Raw genomic sequence first — 22,604 nt, 5'->3', positions numbered from 1 at the left:
GCCTACCTCCCGACCGGCGCCGGCGTACGGCCGGGGCGCCGGTGCGCTCGTGCTGTGCTGTCTGCCGGCCGGCGTCCGGACACCGGCCCGCCGGGTCGGACCGGATACGCGGGACCGCCCGGTCGTGCCCCGCGCTTGTGCTTCGGCAGCGGGCGCTCCGCCCGGACCTTGATCTTGCTCGCGCTCGCGGCTCCGCCATCCGCGCGGGTTTTCTCCCTCGGGCTCTGCAGTTCACGCAGCCACATCGCGAACACCGCCGACAGCGGGCGCTCGTGAGTGATCTTCGCGGTGATCATCCGGGTGATCGCGATGGCCAGGACGAACGCCCACGCCGTACTGAAGAACCCGAACCCGATGCCGACCTGCCGTTCGAGGCCCAGGATCACCAGGAACAACGGGATGCCGACGCCCCAGGCGACGTACCGGGCACGCCACGGGAACGTCGCCTTCGGCGGGCCGAGCCATACGGCGTCGACACGATAGATCTCGTCGTCGGTACGAATGCGCACGTCCGCGAGCCCGCCTCAGCCTGTGAACAAGCCGGCGAGCCACTCGCCGACGTCGACACCGAGCCCGCTGACGGCGAGACCGATGAGCGCGAGGGCGATCACGACGCCCCCGAGTCTGCGCATCACGCCGGCGTTGTCGCCCTTGCCGCCACCCAGCCAGAGCAGCAGCAGTGCGACGGCGAGCAGCACGAGCGGGACAACGTTGTCGAGGAGCCAACTGCGGACTCCTCCGGTGTCGAGCTCGCCTTGCGCCAGTGCCGCAAGCGTCATCGTGGTCATCGCTTACTCCCGAGTGCCTGGAGTGTGGTGCCGGTGCAGATGGTCCACACCGTGCGAGTGGTCCAGCACTTCCCGTGTTCGAACAACATCATGGCGTGACGACGTGTGGCGGTCAAAGACCCGTACACCCGGAGCGCGCCCCTGAAAGGAGGGTCCCGCCTCCGTGGGCGCCGCGCGCGTGCACACCCACCTCGTCCGACCTCCATCATCACTGCCCGAAGCTCCAGGGTTAACGGTGACCACCCGGTTTTCCTAGTGTGCGAATGGCCTCACTCAAACGCCAAGATCGACCTCACGCTGAGTTTCCGCTGTACCCGGCCGTGCCACGGGATGCGCCAGCGCGACAAGTGAATCATGACCCGTTCGGCCGTATCACAGCGCTCCACTGTGTAAAGGCCCTGTATAGACCTCCGAACCGAACGATCTGACCGATCCGGTGAAAACCGACCCCGTCGCACCGCTCACCCCGCGTGAAGAACCACTGTAAGTGGTCTAATCACCCGTTCGGGTCGGTTTCGGCCACATGGCGATGCTTCAACCGGATGGCGGTGCGACCGCCATCGCCGGAACAGGGCCGGAGCGCGTAGCGGGACGACCGGACCCGCGTCCTACCCCGCGTCCTACGGAGTGTCGCGAAGCGGGGAGCCGACGACGTCGAAGCGGAAGCCGCCGAACACGCCGGAGAGCATCGGGCGCGCCTGCTCGATCGATTCCCGGACGGCGGGCAGCTGCAACGACGCCTGGTGCGCCTCGGCACTGGTCCACAGCTCCATGACGTACACCGTGTCGGGATCCTCACCGACTCCGACCTCGTAAAGCAGGCAGCCCGCCTCGCCGAGCACGTCGCTGCGCCGGGAAAGGTGGGCGGCGAGCTCATCACGTCTCCCGGGCACCGCACCGAGCGTTCCCACGTTGGCGAAGGTCATGCTGCCAACCTACCTCCGGCAGTTCTCGGCGCCGGGAGGTCCCCGGTACGCCCGGGCAACGCCCGCCGGTCACGCCACGTCGCAGACCCGGCGGGCGACGAGTGCCGCATGGGGACGATGACCGGGATCGTCGCGGGTCTCGCTCTCCTCGACGTGGAATCCCGCGTCGAGGAGCAGCCGCGACATCTCCTCGACCGGCCAGAAGTAGGCGGTCGTGACGGCGTGCGGGAACGGTTCGACCCGCGAGCCGTCGACCTGGCGGGCCATACCGAGCAGCAGACTGCCGCCGTCGCGCAGGCAGCGCGCGAACTCGCCGAGAATGCGGGGCACGTCGTCGGGGCGGGAGTGGATGATCGAGTACCACGACAGGATCCCCGCCACCGAGCCGTCGGGGACGCCGAGTGCATCCAGCTCGGCGACACGGAACGGGGTGGACGGGAATCGCGCGCGGGCGATGTCGACGAACTCCGGCACCAGGTCCACACCTTCGACGCGGCTGCCCACGCGGACGCTGTGCTCGTCGATGGTGTGGTCGTCGGTGCTGTGCTCGTCGGTGTTGCGGCGGAGGAAGTCGGTCCACTGTCCCGGTCCGCACCCGGCGTCGACGATGCGGCCGTCGACGCTCGCGGCCCAGCGGGCCACGAGGTTCCGGTCCGGTTCGGCCATGAGTTCGGGCGCGCAGGCGAAGTCGGCGTACTCGAGAGCCCGCCTGCCGTAGGCGTCGCGTACGTCAGCTGTCGACACCGGCCACCTCCGCGAGCACTCGCTTCCGTCGGCGACCGGACCCGGGCGGAGCCCCGTGGCCACGACGGCTTGCACCCGGACCGACCTCGCAGGAGTCAACGGTCACGGTGGAACTCGAAACCGCCCGCGTAGGCCTCGATCGCCTGCAACTGCAGCACCGCGACCAGGAGCTTCTCGTCCTCCACGAGCTGCTCGTCGGGGATGATGCCGCGCATCGAGTCGGTCTGCGCATGCATCGCCGCCGCGTCGTCGGGATGTGGCCGTACTCCGTAGGCACCGGCCTTCGCGCGCCAATGCGCCACAACGGGGTCGGTATCGATGTCCGGCTCGGCGGTGACTACGTAACGTGCCGGCTCCCCGTCGCTCATGCCGCCCGCTCCGACCAGCGCACGGGATTGCCCACCGTCATCCGGCAGAGCTCCGGGTGTGCTCGTCCCTCGCAATGAGTCGATCATCCCCTTGCATCCGCCGCGCCCCAGCGGCGAGTCAGCCTACCAGCTGCCGATGTCGGCCAACGTCCGGAAACGGTAAAAGTGCAGGTGAGAGACCTGATCCGAGAATCGGCGCAGGTGGGAGGACGAGTTGGCATGTAAGCCGGATTCTGTTCCCACGGCTCGGCCGTGGGCGGCGACCATCCATCTCGGCCTGCCGTTGCCGGCAGGCTCCAGCGGTCTACCCGCAAGCCTCGGACGGGCCGCCCTCGAACGCCTGCGCAGGAGCCCTGAGGCTCCCTCTTGACCTTGCTCCGGGTGGGGTTTACCGAGCCGCCCCGGTCGCCCGGGACGCTGGTGGTCTCTTACACCGCCGTTTCACCCTTACCCGGCCACCGCACCGGCGCCACCGGCACCGGTGCAGCACCGCCGGGCGGTCTGTTTTCTGTGGCACTGTCCCGCGGGTCACCCCGGGTTGCCGTTAGCAACCACCCTGCCCTGCGGAGTCCGGACTTTCCTCGAAACCACGCCACGCGGGCGCGGCGTCGCGGCCGCCCTGCCAACTCGTCCTCGGCGATCAGGCTACTCGGTCCCCGTCGGCGGGTGTCACCGAAGGTGGGACACGTCGTTGACCAGCCGCACGCTGGCGTTGCCGTCCGGATAGAAGTCGGCGATCGACAGCGACGCCGGGTCGAGATGCAGCCGGAACAGCAGCGACGCGCCGCCGTCGAGCGCCAGTCGCAGCAGCATCTTGATCGGCGTCACGTGGCTGACGACCACGACCGTCCGGCCCGCGTACTGCTGGATCAACCGGTCGTAGGCCTGCTGCACGCGGGCGTACACGACGTCGAAGCTCTCACCGTCCGGCGGCGGCACCGACGTGTCGCTCATCCACCTGCTGTGCACGTCGGGGTGGCGCCGTGACGCCTCGGCGAACGTCAGCCCTTCCCAGGCGCCGAAATCGGTCTCCCGCAACGGCTGCAGCGTCTCCATCGACGTGCCGAGCGCCTCGGCGACGGCCTGCGCCGTTGCCGAGGCGCGCGTGAGCGGCGATGCGACGATCACGGGATCGGCGTCGCGTACATCGTCCATTCCGGCCAGTCGTTTCGCCACGGCCTGCGCCTGCCACCGGCCCGTCTCGGTCAGCGCGACGTCGCCGAGCCCGGAGTAGCGCCGGTCGACCGACATCTCGGTCTGCCCGTGCCGGACGAGCAGCAGTCGCGTCGGGGTTCCCGTGGCGCCCGTCCAGCCCGTCGGCGCGCCGCCGGCGTTCGCGGACCCGGCGGTGGCTGCCGCAGCGGTGTCCGCCTTGGCGGTGTCCGCCTTGGCTGGTTCGTTCAGCGGCAACGCGGCCTGCTCGGCTTCGGCGGCCGGTTCCGGCTCGGCGGCGCCGCCGGAGGCCTGCGTGTCCATGGCCTCGTTGGCGAGCCGGTCGGCATGCGAGTTCTTCGCGCGGGGGATCCACTCGTACCGCACCCGATCGAAGCGGCCCGCGAGGTCACGCGCCTCGAGCGCCAGCGGCTGCAACGCGGCGTTCTTGATCTTCCACCGCCCGCACATCTGCTCGACGACGAGCTTGGAATCCATTTTTACGTCCACAGTGGACGCTCCGGCTGCGGCCGCGGCTTCGAGGCCCGCGACGAGGCCGCTGTACTCGGCGACGTTGTTGGTCGCGGTGCCGATTCCCACGGCCCGCTCGGCCAGCACCTCGCCCGTGTCGGCGTCCTTCACCACCGCGCCGTAGCCGGCGGGCCCGGGATTGCCGCGCGAACCACCGTCGGCCTCGACGACGACATGTCCGCTCACAGGCCCGACTCCCCGGTACGAACGAGGATCGCGCCGCAGTTCTCGCACGTGATGACGTCGTCGGCGGCGGCGTTCTTGATGTCCGACAGCTGACTGCGGTCGAGCTCCAGCTTGCACGCACCGCACTGGCGCGCGCGCAGGTGTCCGGCGCCGATCCCGCGCTGTTGGCGCACGCGGTCGTACGTCTGCAGCAGCGCCTCCGGGAACTTCGGCGCCAGCGCGCCGCGATCGGCGTCCCGGCGGGCCTGTGTGGCATCGAGATCGGCGAGCACCTCGTCGCGCCGCGTCACCGCGTCCTCGAGATCCTGCTGCGCCTTGTCGACCTCGGCCGCCGCGCGCTGCACCTCGATGTCGGCCGCCTCGCGCCGTTCCATCAGCTCGAGCTGGTCGTCCTCGAGCACCTGTTGCCTGCGGGCGAGCGTTTCCAGCTCGTGCTCCAGCTCGGTCAGCTGCTTCGCCCCGGCCGAACCGGATTCCATGAGCTTGCGGTCTCGGTCCACGCGGGCGCGCACGGAGTCGACCTCGCGCTCCTGCCGCGTCACCTCGCGTTCCAGATCGGACGCCGACGTCTGCGCGGTCACGAGCGCATCCCGCTTGTCCCGCAGGGTCTTCTCGATACCCTCGATCTCGGCCAGCTCGGGCAGGTTCCGGCGCCGGTGTGCGACACGTGCGAGCTCCGCGTCTATTTCGGCGAGGTCCAGCAACTCACGCTGCAGGGACGGGTCTGCCTTCACTTCGTACTCCCGTTCGCTCGGACGTTCCACGGATCGGTGCACCGGGTGGAGACGTGAACCTCGACGTTACCCGCCTCCCGGATCACCTCGGCGGCTTGGCCGCACCACGGCCACTCGCTCGCCCAATGCGTCAGACCCACCAGTGCGGGGACCGTGCCCGGCTGCTCGAGGTGCTCACCCGCCGGGTGGTGCCGCAGGTCCGCCGTGACGTAGGCGTCGACGCCCGCCGCGGTCGCCGTGTCGAGAAAACCGTCGCCCGCGCCGCCGGAGACCGCCACGGTGCGGATCGGGCGGTCGGCCTCGCCCGCGCCGTGGACGCCGGGGGCGGTGGCCGGCAGTGCCGCGCCGACGCGCTCGACGAACGCCGCGAACGGTTCCGGCTCCGGCAACACGGCGATGCGGCCGAGGCCGGTGTGGGCGCCGTCGGCGTGCGGGACGAGGGGACGCTCGACGTCGAGACCGATCGCGACGGCCAGCGCGTCGGAAACGCCGGGGGCGGCCGCATCGGCGTTGGTGTGCGCACAGAACAGCGCCACGCCCTCGCGGATCATGCGATGGACGAGTGAGCCCTTCGCGGTGTCCGCGGGGACGCCGTGGACACCGCGCAACATCAGCGGATGGTGGGCGACGATCAGCTGCGCGCCGAGGTCGAGGGCCTCCTCCACGGTGGCGGCGACCGGGTCGACACAGACGAGAACGCGGTCGGCACGCTCGGCCGGATCGCCGCACACGAGGCCGACCGCATCCCACGATTCTGCGAGCTCGCGAGGATACGCCGTGTCCAGCGCAGCAACGATGTCGGCGACGGCCGGAGGGCCGGAGGCGGTGGCGGTGCCGGAGTCGGCGGCGGTGGCGGACATGGCGCGATCCTCCCATGCAACGACGTCGCCGTGAGCGTTACGTCTCTGCCTGCCCGCCTGGATCCGGGAGCGGCTATCCGGTGCCGCGTCGCGGCAGCGAGCGCCCTTGCTGCCGCGAGCGTCTTTGCTGAACCGAGCGTCTTTGCTGAACCGAGCGTCTTTGCTGAACCGTGGCGGCGCCACCCGTTGCCGCCTGTGCTGCGCCTGCCCGCTCCACGGCCGTTCGGGTGACACACGACCAGCGCAACCAGTCGATACCGGACGTCTCGACAAAACCCACTCACACCGGAGCGCCGAGCGTGGTCAGGACGGTCGACACGCCCCAGGCGAACGTCGGGCGTGCGCGAGTGGTGACTTTCGTTCGCCGCGGACAAGGCCGAGACAATTACCGTTCGAAGTTTCCCGGTACACGAACAGGTGTTCGCAACGACTCTCGATATCCGTAACATCGGACGGGTGATGACCGGGGAAGCAGAGCTGAACGAGACGGTCCGCATCGAGCAGGACATCGCACGGCTGCACGCGCGATTCGTCGACGCGACCGCGCGATTCGTGGACGTGCGCGGATGCACGGACGAGTCCGCCGCGGAGGTCGGAGTCGCGCTCGGGTGGGCCGGAAGCTTCGCCCGGCGGCGGTTGGAGCTCGCAACACAACTGGTGACGCGGCTGCCCCGCACGCTCGACGCGTTGCGCCGCGGGGAGGTCGACCTGGTGAAGGCCTCGAAGGTCGCCGGTCCGACCACCCCACTGCCGGACACACTGGCGACGCGGGTCGACCACCTGGTCGCCGACCGTCTCGCGGGCGCAACCGCCGGGTCGATCCAACGGACCGTCAAGAAGGCCGTGCTCGACGTCGACCCCGAAGGACAGTCCGAGCGAGCCGAACACGAACGCGCACAACGACATGTTCGGCTGACGCACGGCGACGGCACCATGGCCACGCTGGCCGGAGAGCTGCCGGCCGAAACGGCCCAGGCCGCCTACGCTCGAGTGGACACGACGGCCCGAGCTCTGCGCCGCAGTGGCGACCGCCGGAGCCTGGACCAGCTCCGTGCCGACGTCTACGGCGGCTTCCTCCTCGGTCACGACCCCCTCGGCCACGACAAGGAGGCAACCAGCCCGCTGCCGGCGCAGACACCGTCACCGGCGCCCGTCACACCACCGGCACCGCCGCGACCGTCCACGAAAGCGGACGTGTTCGTCCACATCGACCTCGCCACGTTGGCCGGGCTGGCGAACGACCCGGCCGAACTCGCCGGGCACGGCCCACTGCCCGCCTCCGTCGCGCGTGCGATCGCCCACGACCCGACATCCACCTGGCGGCGGATCATCACCGATCCCCACACCGGCGCACCACTCGACGTCGGCCGCACCCGGTACCGGCCGCCGAAGGCGCTGGCCGACTACGTCAAAGTCCGCGATCGCACCTGCCGCTTCCCCGGATGCCACCGGCCCTCCGACCACGTCGACCTGGACCACGTCGTCCCGCACGGTTGCGACGGACCCACCTGCGCAGCCAACCTCATCGGGCTCTGCCGACCCCACCACCGGGTCAAGCACACCGCAGGCTGGACATTCCGGCTGAACCCGGACGGCACGCTGCACATCACGACACCCACCGGCCGGAGAATCGCCACCCCACCGGCGCACGAGACGGACCTCGGCACTCACGGCGACGACACCGCCGGAAACGACACCGCCGGCACGCCGCCACCCGACGCGCAGGAACCGCGTCGAAGACCCGAGCCACACACCGGCCGACGATCACGCAGGAAAATCCGCAAACGGGGCGGACGCAGCCCGCGGCGTGACACCACCTCACAGGACGAGACCGGCCCGCAGGACGAGACCGGCCGACAACCGGAACCCCGTGAACACGACCCGACGAGCGGCGATACATCCGTAACGGCAACCGGTGGCACGAGCCCGCCCGCCGATTCGGCAGACTGAGACGGTGATGGACCAGCAGCAGCCCGACGACACCCTCCACATCTGCTTCGTCTGCACGGGCAACATCTGTCGCTCCCCGATGGCGGCGCTCGTCTTCCGACGGCGCCTCGAGGACGCCGGTCTCGCCGATCACGTCACCGTGACGAGTGCAGGCGTCGGACCGTGGCACGCGGGCGAACCCGCGGACTCGCGCGCCCGCGCCACACTGCGAACCGCCGGGTATCCGGACGACCACGTCGCCGCACAGCTCGACCGCCGCCACAACGATGCCGACCTGTTCGTCGTCGCCACGAAGAGTCATCTGCGCGACGTCACCGCGTTCACACGAGACCCCGAGCGCGTTGTCCTGCTCCGCACGTTCGACCCGTCGGCGCCGGCCGACGCCGAAGTACCCGACCCCTACTACGGCGGCGACAGCGGCTTCACCGACGTCCTCACGATGATCGAAAACGCCATGCCGGAGCTGATTTCATGGGTTCGCGCCCGATTGTGACCGCCCGCGACGCGATCGTCCGCCACACCGGCTCCGCACCCATCGACCTCCGACCGCTCGGTGGCGGAGCCAGCGTCGCCCGCCTCGACGACCGGGCAACCACGGTCGTGGCCAAACCCGCAGCCGGACCGAACGCCACCGCAGCCGAAGGCGCGGGGCTGCGCTGGCTCGCCGAAACCGGCGACGTGCCCGTCCCCCGTGCGTACGGCTGGGACGACGACTGGCTCGTGCTCGACTACGTCGAGCCCGCCAGGGGTTCCCCCACACCCGCCGCGGCCGAAGCGTTCGGGCGCGGACTCGCCGCCCTGCACCTGCGCGGCGCACCCGGCTTCGGCGCACCACCCCCGGAGGGGCCTGCCGACGCCTGGATCGGACTCGCCCCGATGGCCAACAACGACGAAACCGCTCGCAACGACACCACCTGGGCCGCCTTCTACGCCCGCAGCCGCATCGAACCGTACGTCCGCACCGCTGTCGACCAGGGTGTCATCGACGCCGACGACGCAGCCGTGTTCGACACCGTGTGCGCGCGCCTCCCCGAGCTGCAACCCGGCGTCGAACCACCTGCCCGCCTCCACGGCGACCTGTGGACCGGCAACGTCCACTGGGGCGCCGACGGCCACGCCTGGCTCATCGACCCCGCGGCCCACGGCGGCCACCGCGAAACCGACCTCGCGATGCTGCGCCTGTTCGGAACACCACAACTCGACCGCATCCTCGGCGCCTACGCCGAGGCCGCCGACGAAGCAGGCCACCCCCTGAAGACCGGCCACGAAGACCGCGTCGGACTGCACCAGCTGTTTCCCCTCCTCGTCCACACCGTGCTGTTCGGCGGTGGCTACGCCCGCCAGGCCCTCACCGCCGCACGACAGGCCCTGCGCGCAGCTAGCTGAGACGCACGCCGCGCGAGGCACGACCAGGCGGTGGGTCACCGGGGCTCGCCGCCTACCGTGGTAGGCGTGCGGTGGAAGTTCCTGCTCAAGCCCGGCTGGCTGGCGTTGACGGTGGTGGTGTTCGTCTTCGCCGCCCTGTGCTTCACCGTGCTCGCCCCGTGGCAGTTCGACCGGCACGAAGAACGCGCCGCCCGGAACACCGCCGTGTCCTCCTCGACGACTGCCGCTCCGCAACCGCTGTCCGAACTGCTGCCCGGCGACACCGCCCCCGACGGCGACACCGAGTGGCGGCGCACGATCATCGAAGGCACGTACCTACCGGAGGACGAGGTCATCGCGCGCCTGCGTACCGTGCAGGGCGAGCCGGCATTCGAGGTACTCACACCGATGCGTACGACCAACGGCAGCACCGTGCTGATCAACCGCGGTTTCGTACGTCCCGCAAACGACACCGGCGTCCCCGACGTCGCCACCCCGCCGCAGGGCCGGGTCACCGTCGAGGCCCGCGTACGCATCGACGAGAACGATCCGTCGAACCGGGACGCGTTCGCCGACGGGAGCACCGACGGCAGGCTGCATGCGTACTCGGTGGATTCCCAGGTCGTGGCACGCGCAACGGACCTGGACCTCAAGCCCGGGTACTACCAGCTCGAAACCGGCGAACCCGGCGTGCTCACCGCATTACCGCTCCCTCAGCTCGAAGCAGGGCCGTACTTCTCCTACGCACTGCAGTGGATCGCGTTCGGCGCCATGGCCCTGCTCGGCTGGCTGTACTTCACCATCCGCGAAGCCCGCCCCGGCGGTGCTCTCGCGGACTCCGACCCGGCGGTGTCGGCTGCCACCACGGAAGTGGCCACCGCGGAGGCGGCTTCCGCCGGGCCGGAACCGACGGCGGCACGCGAACAGCCGGGCAACCGGCCGAGCAGGCAGAAGCGCAAGTCGGTGGCGCAGATCCTCGCCGAGGACGACGACGCCGACGCGCTCCACTGAGCGTCACTCCTTCCGCCCAGAACCTTCGTCGGTACTTCTCGCCGACCGACCACAGGACCGAGGCGACTCGGGCAGATTGCGTCGTGCGTGCCGACTCCTCTCGCGGCACACGGACAATCTCCGGAGGTCCCATGCGTAAGCGACTCTTCTCCCTACTGGCAGCTGCGCTCGTCGCAGCGGGTGGACTCACCGCCGCCACCGCGGTGACGACGCCCGCCCCTGCCAACGCGGCCTCGTGTTACGAATGGTCGAGCACCCTGTCGCGCGGCGACAGCGGTTCTGCGGTCAAGGAATTGCAGATCCGCGTCGCCGGCTGGGTCTCGTCGGCCGAGCATCTCGTCATCGACGGCAAGTACGGCCCTGCGACCGAGGCGGCGGTCACACGCTTCCAGTCCGGATACGGCCTCGCCGTCGACGGTGTCGCCGGCCCGCAGACGTTCGGCAAGATCTACGACCTCACGTCGAGCGACTGCACGCCGATCCACTTCTCCTACTCGGAATTCGACGACAACTGCGGTGCCAACAACTTCAACGGTGGTGCCGTGTCGGCGTCGACCGCGAAGGAGAACACCCGCCGCGTCATGTGGCAGCTCGAAGCGATGCGCCACAAGCTCGGCGACCGTCCTGTCGGCATCACGTCCGGTTTCCGTAGCTACTCCTGCAACAGCGCCGTAGGCGGCTCGCCGTCGAGCCGCCACCTCTACGGCGAGACCGCCGATCTGGGCATCAGCGTCAACGTTCATTCCCAGTGCACGCTCTACCGCGCAGCGTGGAAGGCCGGTTTCACCGAGATCCTCGGGCCGGGCTACTCCGGTCACAACGACCACGTCCATGTGGCCAACGACCCGAGTCCGTTCCGTAGCGCCCCGAGCTGCTGACGGTTCACGCCCTGCCGACGGGGGTGGTTTCCGGCCTCGCGCCGGGGACCATCCCCGTTTCTCGTGTGCGCGGGCACGCTACCTATCGGCGACGACGTCCGCCGAAGCTCGACACGGCTCCCAGGACGGCGGACACGCCGACGGCGCACAGCCCGACCACCCGGGACAGTTCGACGGCGCGCGTGACATGACCGGCGTCGGGGTTGCGGCCCGCACCGAGCACCGGCAGCTCTGCCACCCCACCCGGATACACTGTGCGGCCGCCGAGACGGATCTCGAGTGCGCCGGCGAAGGCCGCCTCGGCGCGCCCGGCATTCGGGCTGGGGTGGGCGGCGGTGTCACGGCGCCACGCCTGCCAGGCGCTCCGCGCGGATCCGCCGACCACCGGTGCGGCCGCCGTGGTGAGCGTGGCCGTGAGCCGTGCGGGCACGAGGTTCGCGGCTTCGTCGAGCCGCCTCGCGGCCGGGTCGGCCGAGCGGCCGGCACCGATATCGAACGCCGCGCTCGGCCGCCTGCCGAGGAGGGTGACGGTACGGGCACCCAGTATTCCGGGCAGTCCCGCGACGGCGCCCCAGACGAGCGGCGACACCACGGCGTTCGAGGTCTGGTCCGCGACGACTTCGATCGCGGCGCGCGACAGTCCTGGCAGGTCGAGGTCCTCGGTGCAGCGCGGGTCGGTTGCGGAGATGCGCGCGCGGGCGGTGTCGAGGTCGCCGTTTTCGAGGTCGCGGGCCAGTTCGGTGCCGTCGGCGGCGATCCGCGCTCCCCCGAGGGCCGACCAGGTGCCCGCGGCGACGGCGAGGGTGCGCAGCAGCCCGCGGCGACCGACGGCGCGTTCGATCAGCATGCCCGCGGCCACCGCGCTCGCGGCCACCACGGTCGTCGCGCCGGCGCTGCCGATGCGGCCCGTCAACGCGTCGGCCGCCTGCGGCAGCGCTGCGACGGGCCGGGACGGAGCGGCCCGCCGCGGCTTGCCGACCAGACCATCCGCGACCACACCGAGTAGCAACCCGACGGCTCGATGCGCACTCACGATCCCGAAACCCCCACACCGGTGAAACTACGCCGCAGCCTACCGAGGTGCGTATCCCGCCTCGACGGGTCGCCACCCCGAGGGTGGCGTCACTGCTCGGCGCTGGCCCACGAACGGAGCATGACCGATGCGATCGACGTGCTGCCCGGCAGTATCAACTCGTCGTGCTCACCGTCGAACGCCGCTCGCACGTCGGCACGGCTGAACCACCGCGCCTCCTCGATTTCCCCGTCGGCGGGCGTCGGTGCGGCACCACACGCGGTCCGCGCCGCGAATCCGACCATGATCGACCGCGGGAACGGCCACGGCTGGCTGCCCAGGTAGCGCACATCGCCGACATCGACGCCGACCTCTTCGCGCACTTCACGTTCGACGCAGCCTTCGAGCGACTCACCCGCCTCGACGAATCCCGCCAGCACCGAGTACCGCTTCGGTGGCCACACCGGCTGGCGCGCCAGCAGTACGTGCGCACCGTTGACGCCCACGTCGTCGTGCACGAGGCAGATCACGGCCGGATCGGTGCGCGGATACTCCTCCCGGTCACATCCGGTGCAGCGGGATGCCCAGCCGAACTGCACCCGCTGCACCGCCGCACCGCATCGCGCGCAGAACCTGCCGCGCCGGTGCCAGTTCCGCAACGCCTCGGCTGTCGTCAACAGGCCGGCCGACGTGCCGTCCAGCAGCGCGCCGTGACCGCGCAGGTCGAGCCATGCTTCGTCGGCGCTGACCGGCACGTCCTGCCGCACTCCCCAGCCGCCGTCGAGTTCGATCGTCTCCGAATCGGACGGCGGGTCGACGGGCAGCATCCAGTGGTCCACGCCGTCCCACTCACCGAGGAACGACGCCTCGGCGGGCGGCTCCCCGGTGAACTCGGCGGCCTTCCGGGTGCTCACCGGTGCGGCATCGGATTCGATCGCCTCACACCGAACGGGTGTCCGGCCCCAGCGGTCGACGACCACGATCCGCGCGTTCGGCCACCGCGCCGTGAGGCGCTCCGGGTCGTTCCGGAGCGCCTCCTGCCGGTCCACGGTGGACCGGGACAGTGCCGGAACTTCCGTCAGCTCGAACGGCCTCACGATTCCCGGTCCGCGACGCGCACACCGCCGAGCGCCTCGAGCTGCGGGCCGAGCACGTCGGCGTCCCCGACGACGACACCGGTGAACCGGGTCGGCGCGAAGATCTCCAGCGCCGCCTCGGCCACCTGCTCGGTGGTCACCGCGGCGAGCCGCTGCGGATGGCCGAGCAGCCAGTCGAGCCCGAGGCCCACGGCGGCGAGGCCGATCAGCTGGTTGGCCAGCCCCGCCTGCGAAGCCGACCCGATCAACAGGGTTCCGGTGGCGTACTGGCGCACCGTGTCGACCTCGGAGTCGGTCGGCGGTACGAGGCCGAGCCTGCCGAGTTCGTAGCGTGTCTCCAGCAGCGCTGCCGCGGTGACGTCGCTCGCGGTGTCGGCGTCGACCTGCACGGTCGCCGTGCCGCCGGTGAACTCGAATCCGGAGTGGGCCCCGTAGGTGTAGCCCTTGTCCTCGCGGATGTTCTCCACCAGGCGCGACGAGAAATAGCCGCCGAAGGTCAGGTTCGCCAGCTGCAGTGCCGGGTAGCGCTCCGCGGTGCGCGGCAGGCTCTGCGCCGACAGGCGGATCTGCGACTGCACGGCACCCGCGCGCGGCACGAGCTCCAGGTCGCCGCCCGCCAGGCCGGGCAGCTCGGGCAGATCCCGCGCGACGGCGTCGGACCGCCAGCCGTGCAGAGCCTGTTCGACCTCGGCCACCGCGGACTGCGGATCGATGTCGCCGACGAGCACCAGCACCGAGCCGCGCGGCAGGACCGCCGCGGGGTGCAGCGCGCGCACCGCGTCCGGCGTCACCTGCTGGACGTCCTCGAGCTGCGGCACCTCGCGGGTGTACGGGTGGTCGCCGTACCGCTGCCGCTGCAGCGCCTCGCGCGCGATCACGCGCGGCTGCGTGCGTGCGACGGCCAGGCGTTCGACCAGCCGCGCCGCCTCGCGCTCGACCTCGTGGTCGGCGTAGGTGGCTTCGGTGAGGATGTCGCCGAGCACGTCGAGCAGCGTCGGCAGGCCGCTCGCCAGCGCGCTCGCCGAGATGGACAGGTGCTCGGGGTCGACGGCCACGCCGAGGTCGCCACCGATGAGCGCCAGGTCGGTGTCCATCGCGACCCGGTCACGACGGCGCGTGCCGGTGGCGATCGTGTCGGCCAGCACCTCGGCCGTCGCCGGGTGCAGCGGGTCGTCGCCGGCGAACGGGATCGTCATGCGCAGCTCGGCCATCGGCGAGCCGGGTTTGCGCACCGCCAGCACCCGCAGTCCGTTGTCGATCTCGGTGTCGACGTGTTCCGGTGGAACCGCCGTGCGCTGGTCGCCCAGCGGCGGCAGCTCCCGCGGCCCTGCCGGTGTCCGGCCGATCTCCTCCGCGGTCCGGTGGGTCTGCGATGCGGTCACTGGGTACCTCCCTGCGCGGGCTCGACGAGAAGGACGGCGCGCGAATCCGGCCGCAGGCCCTTCGCCGCGTGCGACACCTGGTCCGCCGAGACGGCGGCGATGCGGTCGGCGACTTCGTGCATGAGCGCGGCGTCGCCGTAGAGCAGTTCGAACGAGCCGAACCCGAGGGTGCGGTTCACGAGCCGGTCGTGGTCGGCGTGCAACATCGCGCTCCACCGCGCCGTGACCCGTGCCAGTTCGTCGGCCGTGGGCGGTTGCGCGGCGATCGAGTCCAGCTCCTCGTCGACGGCACCGAGGATGCGGTCCACCCCGACGTCGGGCGTGTGCATCGCGGTGATCGAGAACGTGTCGGGGTCGCGCGCCTCGAAGGGCCCGAACAGTCCCGCACCGGCGCTGATGTCGGTGACGAGCGGCTGCCCGTGCACGAGGCGCTGCTGCAACCGGGATCCGTCGCCGTCGACGAGAACGCTGGCGAGCACGAGGTGCGCCAGGTAGGCCTCGAGCTCGCCGACCGGGTCGGGCATGCGATAGCCGACGGCCAGCGCGGGCAGCGGTGCGTGCGGGTCGGCGTGCGTCTCGCGGATCTCGCTCGTCGGCCGGGGTTCGGCGAACGACGGCCGCTCGGGCCGCGGGCGCGCGGGCACGTCGCCGAAGTGTTTCTCGATCAGCGCTCGCGCCCGGTCGACCTCGATGTCACCCGCGACGGTGAGTACCGCGTTGGCGGGCGCGTAGTAGGTGTCGAAGAACGCCGCACAGTCCTCGAGGCTGGCTTGCTCGAGATCGGTGAAGTCGCCGTAGCCGTTGTGCGCGTTGGGGAACGTGTTGTACAGCACCGGCGGCAGCAGGATCCACGGGAACCCGCCGTAGGGCCGGTTCAGCACGTTGAGCCGGATCTCCTCCTTGACCACGTCGATCTGGTTGGCCAGGTTCTCGGCGGTCAGCTTCGGCGCGCGCATGCGGTCCGCCTCGAGGAACAGCGCGCGTTCGAGCGCCGCGGACGGCAGCACCTCGAAGTAGTCCGTGTAGTCCGGGTGGGTCGACCCGTTGAACGAGCCTCCACTGCCCTGGACGTGCCGGAAATGAGCCAGCTTCTCGAGGCTTTCGCTGCCCTGGAACATCAGGTGCTCGAACAGGTGCGCGAAGCCGGTGCGACCTTCGGGTTCGGAACGGAAACCCACGTCGTAGTGCACGCTGACGCCGACGACCGGGGCGCTCCGGTCCGGCGCGAGAACTACCCGTAGGCCGTTGTCCAGGGTCAGTCTGTGGAGAACGGGTTCGGCCATGGGGCCACTCTACGGGAGGCCCGCGCGGTCACGTCTCCTTCACCGGTATCGGGCCGCTGCCCGGCGGCTGTCGGGCGTCAGCCCGACAGCCCTGCCGTACGCCGGAGCTCGGAACCCAGGTTCTCGCGCCGCATCCGCTGGTCGAGGTAGATCAACGCGGTGACGGCGGCACTGAACGGCACCGCGACGGTCTGGGCGACGACGCTCCCGATCCCGAGGATGAGCCGGTGCCCGGTCAGCGTGTCGTCCGCCAACGGCGTGGTACCCGCTCCCAGTGGCAGCAGCTGCGCGAACAGCAGCTGGACGACCAGGCTGACCAGCAGCGTGATCAGCAGTGCCACGACCAGCAGGCCGGACACGCGCCACCACGAGCCGCCGACCAGGTTCACCGATCGCTTCAGCCCTTCGGCGACCGTGCCGCGTTCCTGCATCAGCGCAGGCACGGCCAGGCTGAGGAACACGTAGGCCGCGATTCCGGGGAGGACCAGCAGCATCAGGCCGACCGTGGTGATCACCGTGACGACGACGGTCAGCCCGAACAGCGGCAGCAGCCGCGGTCGCAGCTCGGCCCACGCCTCGCCGAACGTGATCGGCTCGCCCAGCACTGCGCGGCCGACCACCACCGTCAGGACGCCGACGACGAGCGCGTGGGTCAGCAGCGTGACGAGCACACCGGCGAAGCTGGCGAGCAGCTCGTTCACCGGCGTCTGCCACCCCCGCCGCACGGGCAGCCCGTACACCTCGGTGAGGAACACCAGCACGACGCCGACCACCGCGATGACGGCCGAAGCAGGGAAAACGACCCGGGCGTACCTGCACATCGTGGCCACGGCACCCTCGGTGATCTCGGCCAACCGCAGCGGGCGCAGCGGGACCACCCCGGGCTGCGGTCCCCCGTCCCCGTCGCCCGGCGACGGGTAACGCGGCAGCTCCGAGCCGTCGCCGTTCGACATATCACCCGAATCGCTCATAACGCAGACTCTGTCACCCGCGGTCCGGGTGGCAGACCCCGACGTTGGTCGGGAGTCGGCGTCGTGACCCGGCGCTCACCTGCCGGCGGCGCGGCGCAGCTCCGGGGCGAGGTTCTCGCGGCGGATGCGCTGGTCGATGTAGATCAGCGCGGCGACCAGCGACATGAACGGCGTGATGATCGTGCTGGTGATGACGGTGCCGATCTCCTGGACGAGCACGTCGCCGCCGCTGAGCGCCTCGCCCGGCGCGGGCGAGGCCAGCGAGAACGGAAGCCCCACGACCAGGCTGACCCCGATGCTGATGACCACGGACACGAGCAGGAACCCGAACACCCGCCACCACGAGCCCTTGACCAGGGCGACCGACCGCTTGATCGCGGAACCGATCGTGCCGCGCTCGAGAACCAGCGCCGCCGTCGCCAGGCTCAGGTAGACCCAGATCGCGATGACCGGCAGCAGCGTCAGCAGCGCCCCGAAGGCACCCATCGTCGTGATGAACAGGGCCCCGAGCACACCGCCGACGACCATCTGCAGCACCGTGATGACGACCGCCAGGCCGAGCACGGACAGCAGCCGCGGCTTGAGCTCGGCCCACGCCTCGCCGAACGTGATCGGCTTGCCGAGCACGGCACGGCCGACCACGGTCATCAGCAGCCCCGTGAGCACGGCCTGCACCAGCAGCATGACGGCGAGCTGGATGCCGAACGCGGGCAGCATGTCCCCGAGCATGTTCTCCAGCTGCTGCATCTGCCGTTCCGGCGACGCGGCCGCGTCGATCTGCGCGACGTCGGCGAGCATCGACCGCGTCACGAAGTAGGACACGGCGGCGCTGATCACCGCGATGACGAACGACGTACCGAACACGATGCCCGCGTACGCACGCATCGTCGCGAACGCTCCCCCGATGACCTCGCCGAGGCGCAGCGGCTCCAACGGGACCACCCCGGGCTGCCGTCCCACGTCACCGCCGCCCGACGACGGGTAGCGGGGCAGCTCGGAATCACCGTTCGACATGCCACTCGAATCGCTCATAACGCCGATCCTGCCATCCGCGCCCCGCGGGAACAGGGAGGACCGCACCGTGAGCGGACTCGGCGTCACTTATGCTCTGGCGCGCACGCGATCGTCACTGGGGGACTACGCCGTATGACGCAACCACCGCCCGGCCCGTACGGACCGCCCGGTGGCGATCCCTACGGGCAGCAGCCGCCACCGGGCGCACCCGGCCACCGGCATCCGCAGGGCGGGCACGGCCCTGCCCAGCACGGCGGGCCCCCACCGGCCGGATCGCCCCAGCACGGCGCTCCCCAGTACGGCGCTCCCCAGTACGGACCGCCCCCGTACGGCTCCCCGCAGTACGGTTCCCCGCAGTACGGACCGCCGCGGCCGCCGAAGTCGAACGGTCCGGTGATCGCGGCCGCACTCGGCGGGGTCGGCGTACTGGGGCTGGTCGTGGTCCTCATCGCAACGCTGACCGGCGGAAGCGACACGTCCGAGCGGTACGCGCATCGCGGCGTGGACGCGCCCACGACGTCGGAGATCACGTCGGAGCCGGCGCCGACCACCGGGACGACGACGGACACCACGTCCTCCTCGAGCGTGGCCGAGCCCAGTACGACGGGCAGCATCGTCACGTTCACCGAGGAGTCCGGCGGCGTCGAAGCGCCCGCAGGCCCCCGAAAGGTCTACAAGCTGGGCCACCACCCGCTGTTCGGGAACGAGGACGGCGGCCTCACGGCGAACGCGTGCCCGCTGCCGGCGTGGCAGGACACCGCCTCGGCGGCGAAAGCGTTCCTCACCGCGGCGAACGACTGTCTGAACACCACGTGGGGCGATCTGCTGCGCGCCTACAACCTGCCGTTCGAACGGCCGACGCTGCACTTCCCGAGCGGCCGCTCGTACAGCACGCCGTGTGGCAAGCAGCAGGTCGACATCACGCAGGCAGCCCTGTACTGCCGGGGAGATCTGTACATGCCGATCGCCGGGCTGCAGTTCGGCGATCGGCCGAACCAGCCGGGCGTCCACCTCGCCTTGCTGGCCCACGAGTACGGCCACCACGTTCAGCACATGTCCGGCATATCCCAAACGGCCTGGCGGCAGATCGAGGACGCGGGCGGACTCGGCACGACGAAGGGTGACGCGGTCTCCCGGCGGGTGGAACTGCAGGCCCAGTGCTTCTCGGGCATGTTCATGGGGTCCCACACCGGGCGCAGCGGCCCGAACGGCATCACCCAGAGAATGCTCAACAACGCCTGGAACGAGCAGCAGACCCGCGGCGACGACACGTCCGGCACCAACGACCACGGCTCGAACGCGAACTACGCGGCCTGGTGGCAGCAGGGCAGCCGCGACAACCGCCTCTACCAGTGCAACACCTGGCTCGCCGACGCCGGCTCCGTGTCCTGACGCTCCGTGCCCTGATGCTCCGTGCCCGCGGCGCCCCGGCCGATGTTTCCACCCGACCCGACCCGGCCCGGCGCCGCAGTCCCGAACCGACGGAGTGTCCCGCCTCGACGGAGCGTCGGCGCCACTCGCCCCGCGGTTGTACCTAGAGTGCCCGGCTATGGTGAGGGAAGCGACCAGCGAACCGGACGGGGCCGCGACATGACAGATTCCGGGCCGGACACACCGTCCGGTGAGGATTCCGGCGACACGCCGGATCCCGCTCGCACGCGGCGCGGCGGCACCCGCGCCCGCGTGCCGCTCGCCGTGTTCTCGCTGGCCGGTGTCGTGCTGCTCGCACTGGCGAGCGTGCTGGCACTGGTCGTCTTCACCGGCGACGACGAGGACAGCGGCGCTCCCTCCGGCGGCGGCCACGCGGGGTCGGCGCGGGCCACGGAAACGGTGCCGGGAAACATCCGCGCCCTGGGCGACCGCCCGCTGCTGAAGGATCCCGACGCGGGGCTGCAGGCCGTGACGTGCTCGCTTCCCCCGTGGGAGAGCAGCCCCGAGGCGGCGAAGCAGTTCTTCACCACCGCGACCGACTGCCTCAACCGCGCGTGGGAGCCGTTCCTGCGCCGCTACGACCTGCCGTTCCGCGAACCCACGCTGCACTTCCCCGACGGCACGTCGTTCCGCACGCCGTGCGGGGACATCCAGGTCGACGTGACGACCGCGGCCTACTACTGCAACGACCACCTCTACGTGCCGTTCGGCGGGCTGCAGACCGACTACTACGGCGAGCAGGCAGGCATCTACCTGTCCGTGCTGGCCCACGAGTACGGCCACCACGTACAGGAGGTCGCGGGGATCATGGACGGTGTGTGGGCGCAGATCAACGCGGTCGGCCAGCACAGCGACGAGGGACAGGATCTCTCGCGCAGGCGGGAGCTGCAGGCGCAGTGCTTCTCCGGCATGTTCATGGGCGCCCACACCGGCCGCAGCGGTCCCGACGGTGTCACCCAGCAGATGTTCGACGCCGCCTGGTACGACCAGGACACCCGCGGCGACGACACCTCCGGCACCACCGACCACGGGTCGAACGCCAACTACGCGGCCTGGTGGCGCGCGGGGGCGGAGTCGAACCGCAGCATCGACTGCAACACCTTCACCTCCGAGGCCTCGGAGGTGTCCTGACCCCGGTCTGCACCCCTCCCCCCGGGTACGGCTACGCGAACCGCGCCGGCGCGGTTCCCTGGCGGCGTCCCCGCACCACCAGAAAGGCGTAGCCGCCGCCCGCGGCGCAGCTCAGGACGAGCAACGCCATGCCGAGCGAGCGGCCCAGCTCACTCATGCCGGCGTCCGTGCTGGCCAGCTGCACCGGCAACGGCTCACCCGCAGGCTCGGCCTGCTCGTCGGGGACGGCGATCCGCACGGCTTCGTCCTTGTCGTGCCCGCAGCCGCTGAGCGTGCCCTGCCGGGTGGTGCCACCGTCGGTGAACCGCACGATCTCCTCCGCGGCCGGGTCGGTGCACTCCGTGGGCTCGGTGACGGTGGCCTCGACGGTGCGGTGGTCCGCACCGGAGGCCGCGGCGAACAGCGACGGGCCGGCCAGCCACGCCAGCGCCGTGATCACGAGGCCGGCGACGACCGCCAGCCCGCCCGACCGCCAGCCGACCGCGATCGCCGACGTGCCCGATTCCGCTTGTTGCCGCACGCGCCCAATCGTCGCAGATATGCCGGCACCGGCCCAGAAAAGCCGGGGCAGCCAACATCACAACGTGACCTCGCAGCGTGACCGCCCGCCGCACGTCGACCACCCGCGCATAGGTAGGAGATCTCCGCAGGTCAGCGAACCACTGGCAACGTCGAGCGCTCGCCGGACCGGGGATGCGGTGGGCGCTCGTCAGCGGTCGTCGTCATCCTTCGATTGCGCAGTGTGACGGACATACAGCAGACGGTCACCGGGTTCGAGGGCATCGGCCTCGGGCGCATCCACCCGGTAGAGCTGCCCCGCACGGACGAGGCCGAGCACCGTGTCCGGCAGATGCCGCGGTGAACCGCCCTCCTCCTTCGGCGTGACCGGCCGTTCGGCGATCGCCAGTCCGGTCTCCGGGGTGAGCAGGTCCTCGACCATGTCGACCACCAGCGGCGTGCGCGTGGCCATGCCCAGCAGTCTGCCCGCGGTCTCGCTGGAGACCACGACCTGATCGGCACCCGACTGCTTCAGCAGGTGCACGTTCTCGGCCTCCCGCACCGAAGCCAGGATGCTCGCCTTCGGCGCCAGCTCGCGCGCCGTGAGCGTGACCAGCACCGCGGTGTCGTCGCGGTTCGGCGCGATGACCACCGAACGAGCTCGCTGCACACCTGCGACGCGCAGCACGTCGGCACGGGTGGCACTGCCGTGGACGGTGATCAGGCCGAGCGCGCTGGCGGCGTCGAGCGCCTGCTGGTCGGTGTCGACGACCACGACCTGGTTCGCCTCGACGTCCTGCTCGGCCAGCAGGGAGTTGATCGCCGACCGGCCCTTCGTGCCGAATCCGATGACCACCACATGGTCTCGCACCTTGTTCCTCCACTTCTGGATCCGCAGCGCCTGGCGGGAACGCTCCGTCAGCACTTCCAGTGTGGTGCCGACCAGCACGATCAGGAACGCCACCCGCAGCGGGGTGATGACGATGATGTTGATCAACCGCGCGAAGTCGGTCACCGGTGCGATGTCGCCGTAGCCGGTGGTCGACAGCGACACGGTCGCGTAGTAGATGCAGTCGAGGAACGAGACACCGTCCCCGTTCACATCGGTGTACCCGTCGCGGCCGATGTACACGATGATCACGGCCACGAACAGGAACAGCAGCGCGCCGACGATACGCCGGACGATCGCGTTGAGCGGGCTGACCTTCGCGTCCGGCATCCGGATGACGCCGACCAGCGCATGGCCCGGTTGTTCGGACAGCGGTCGCTGCCGGAGCAATCCCTTGATCACG

The 22,604-nt window shown here is 70.7% G+C and carries 23 protein-coding genes and 1 other RNA gene; 7 read left to right on the top strand and 17 right to left on the bottom strand.

Annotated features, from left to right (window positions below):
• Positions 1–2: 2 nt before the first annotated feature.
• The 9 genes from LY41_RS21750 to LY41_RS21710 form a co-directional block, all read right to left on the bottom strand.
• A complete protein-coding gene (locus LY41_RS21750; protein ID WP_253866104.1) occupies positions 3–509 on the bottom strand; it encodes a hypothetical protein in 507 nt (168 codons plus the stop codon).
• 15 nt (positions 510–524) lie between these two features.
• Positions 525–788, bottom strand: coding sequence for a hypothetical protein (locus LY41_RS21745; protein ID WP_253866102.1), 264 nt, complete (start codon positions 786–788; stop codon positions 525–527).
• Between the two features lie 620 nt (positions 789–1,408).
• A complete protein-coding gene (locus LY41_RS21740; protein ID WP_253866100.1) occupies positions 1,409–1,714 on the bottom strand; it encodes a putative quinol monooxygenase in 306 nt (101 codons plus the stop codon).
• Positions 1,715–1,783: 69 nt separating this feature from the next.
• Positions 1,784–2,458, bottom strand: coding sequence for a class I SAM-dependent DNA methyltransferase (locus LY41_RS21735; RefSeq protein WP_253866098.1), 675 nt, complete (start codon positions 2,456–2,458; stop codon positions 1,784–1,786).
• Between the two features lie 95 nt (positions 2,459–2,553).
• Positions 2,554–2,826, bottom strand: a complete 273-nt coding sequence (locus LY41_RS21730) for a hypothetical protein (RefSeq protein WP_253866096.1) — start codon at positions 2,824–2,826, stop codon at positions 2,554–2,556.
• Between the two features lie 206 nt (positions 2,827–3,032).
• Positions 3,033–3,456, bottom strand: an RNA gene (gene rnpB, locus LY41_RS21725) — RNase P RNA component class A.
• A gap of 39 nt (positions 3,457–3,495) precedes the next feature.
• Positions 3,496–4,695, bottom strand: a complete 1,200-nt coding sequence (locus LY41_RS21720; protein ID WP_253866094.1) for a bifunctional RNase H/acid phosphatase — start codon at positions 4,693–4,695, stop codon at positions 3,496–3,498.
• The gene (locus tag LY41_RS21715) at positions 4,692–5,429 is read right to left on the bottom strand and encodes a zinc ribbon domain-containing protein (protein WP_253866092.1); all 738 of its coding nucleotides are present in this window, start codon (positions 5,427–5,429) and stop codon (positions 4,692–4,694) included. The genes LY41_RS21720 and LY41_RS21715 overlap by 4 nt, the downstream gene beginning before the upstream one ends.
• Positions 5,426–6,289 carry a Nif3-like dinuclear metal center hexameric protein gene (locus tag LY41_RS21710; RefSeq protein ID WP_253866090.1) on the bottom strand — a complete coding sequence of 288 codons (864 nt, stop codon included), beginning with the start codon at positions 6,287–6,289 and terminating at the stop codon, positions 5,426–5,428. The genes LY41_RS21715 and LY41_RS21710 overlap by 4 nt, the downstream gene beginning before the upstream one ends.
• Positions 6,290–6,748: 459 nt before the next feature.
• Between LY41_RS21710 and LY41_RS21705 the strand changes: the two genes are divergently transcribed.
• From LY41_RS21705 to LY41_RS21685, 5 genes are all read left to right on the top strand, one after another.
• Positions 6,749–8,239 (top strand): HNH endonuclease signature motif containing protein, encoded by a 1,491-nt coding sequence (locus tag LY41_RS21705; protein ID WP_253866089.1) that lies wholly within the window; start codon positions 6,749–6,751, stop codon positions 8,237–8,239.
• A gap of 7 nt (positions 8,240–8,246) precedes the next feature.
• Entirely contained in the window at positions 8,247–8,732 is a 486-nt protein-coding gene (locus LY41_RS21700; RefSeq protein WP_253866088.1) for a low molecular weight protein-tyrosine-phosphatase, read from the top strand.
• Positions 8,711–9,625: a fructosamine kinase family protein gene (locus LY41_RS21695; protein WP_253866087.1), complete on the top strand. Its 915-nt coding sequence runs from the start codon at positions 8,711–8,713 to the stop codon at positions 9,623–9,625. The genes LY41_RS21700 and LY41_RS21695 overlap by 22 nt, the downstream gene beginning before the upstream one ends.
• Before the next feature lie 66 nt (positions 9,626–9,691).
• Entirely contained in the window at positions 9,692–10,615 is a 924-nt protein-coding gene (locus tag LY41_RS21690) for an SURF1 family cytochrome oxidase biogenesis protein (protein ID WP_253866086.1), read from the top strand.
• 131 nt (positions 10,616–10,746) lie between these two features.
• Positions 10,747–11,493 carry a M15 family metallopeptidase gene (locus LY41_RS21685; protein WP_253866085.1) on the top strand — a complete coding sequence of 249 codons (747 nt, stop codon included), beginning with the start codon at positions 10,747–10,749 and terminating at the stop codon, positions 11,491–11,493.
• Between the two features lie 82 nt (positions 11,494–11,575).
• Here LY41_RS21685 and LY41_RS21680 read toward each other — a convergent pair whose 3' ends face one another.
• The 6 genes from LY41_RS21680 to LY41_RS21655 all read right to left on the bottom strand — a co-directional run bounded on the left by LY41_RS21680 (position 11,576) and on the right by LY41_RS21655 (position 18,270).
• Complete coding sequence (locus LY41_RS21680) at positions 11,576–12,526, bottom strand: cobalamin biosynthesis protein (protein ID WP_253866083.1); 951 nt, start codon at positions 12,524–12,526, stop codon at positions 11,576–11,578.
• An 89-nt stretch (positions 12,527–12,615) separates the two neighbouring features.
• Positions 12,616–13,605, bottom strand: a complete 990-nt coding sequence (gene nudC / locus LY41_RS21675) for an NAD(+) diphosphatase (RefSeq protein WP_253866162.1) — start codon at positions 13,603–13,605, stop codon at positions 12,616–12,618.
• A complete protein-coding gene (locus LY41_RS21670; protein ID WP_253866082.1) occupies positions 13,599–14,984 on the bottom strand; it encodes a M16 family metallopeptidase in 1,386 nt (461 codons plus the stop codon). The genes nudC and LY41_RS21670 overlap by 7 nt, the downstream gene beginning before the upstream one ends.
• The gene (locus tag LY41_RS21665; RefSeq protein ID WP_253866081.1) at positions 14,981–16,267 is read right to left on the bottom strand and encodes a M16 family metallopeptidase; all 1,287 of its coding nucleotides are present in this window, start codon (positions 16,265–16,267) and stop codon (positions 14,981–14,983) included. The genes LY41_RS21670 and LY41_RS21665 overlap by 4 nt, the downstream gene beginning before the upstream one ends.
• A gap of 77 nt (positions 16,268–16,344) precedes the next feature.
• The gene (locus tag LY41_RS21660) at positions 16,345–17,238 is read right to left on the bottom strand and encodes a YciC family protein (RefSeq protein WP_253866080.1); all 894 of its coding nucleotides are present in this window, start codon (positions 17,236–17,238) and stop codon (positions 16,345–16,347) included.
• 75 nt (positions 17,239–17,313) lie between these two features.
• Positions 17,314–18,270 carry a DUF7847 domain-containing protein gene (locus LY41_RS21655; protein WP_253866079.1) on the bottom strand — a complete coding sequence of 319 codons (957 nt, stop codon included), beginning with the start codon at positions 18,268–18,270 and terminating at the stop codon, positions 17,314–17,316.
• Positions 18,271–18,384: 114 nt separating this feature from the next.
• Here LY41_RS21655 and LY41_RS21650 point away from each other — a divergent pair, with 114 nt between their 5' ends.
• Complete coding sequence (locus tag LY41_RS21650) at positions 18,385–19,644, top strand: neutral zinc metallopeptidase (protein ID WP_253866078.1); 1,260 nt, start codon at positions 18,385–18,387, stop codon at positions 19,642–19,644.
• A 198-nt stretch (positions 19,645–19,842) separates the two neighbouring features.
• Positions 19,843–20,814, top strand: coding sequence for a neutral zinc metallopeptidase (locus tag LY41_RS21645; RefSeq protein ID WP_253866077.1), 972 nt, complete (start codon positions 19,843–19,845; stop codon positions 20,812–20,814).
• Positions 20,815–20,845: 31 nt separating this feature from the next.
• On the opposite strand, the gene LY41_RS21640 is transcribed toward LY41_RS21645, so the two are convergent.
• Together LY41_RS21640 and LY41_RS21635 are read right to left on the bottom strand one after the other, a co-directional pair.
• Positions 20,846–21,334: a hypothetical protein gene (locus LY41_RS21640; protein WP_253866075.1), complete on the bottom strand. Its 489-nt coding sequence runs from the start codon at positions 21,332–21,334 to the stop codon at positions 20,846–20,848.
• Between the two features lie 189 nt (positions 21,335–21,523).
• Positions 21,524–22,531, bottom strand: a complete 1,008-nt coding sequence (locus tag LY41_RS21635; RefSeq protein ID WP_253866161.1) for a potassium channel family protein — start codon at positions 22,529–22,531, stop codon at positions 21,524–21,526.
• Positions 22,532–22,604 lie beyond the last annotated feature (73 nt).

Source organism: Prauserella halophila (assembly GCF_024171895.1).
Lineage (GTDB): Bacteria > Actinomycetota > Actinomycetes > Mycobacteriales > Pseudonocardiaceae > Prauserella > Prauserella halophila.
This window is presented reverse-complemented; position numbering and strand designations above follow the sequence as displayed.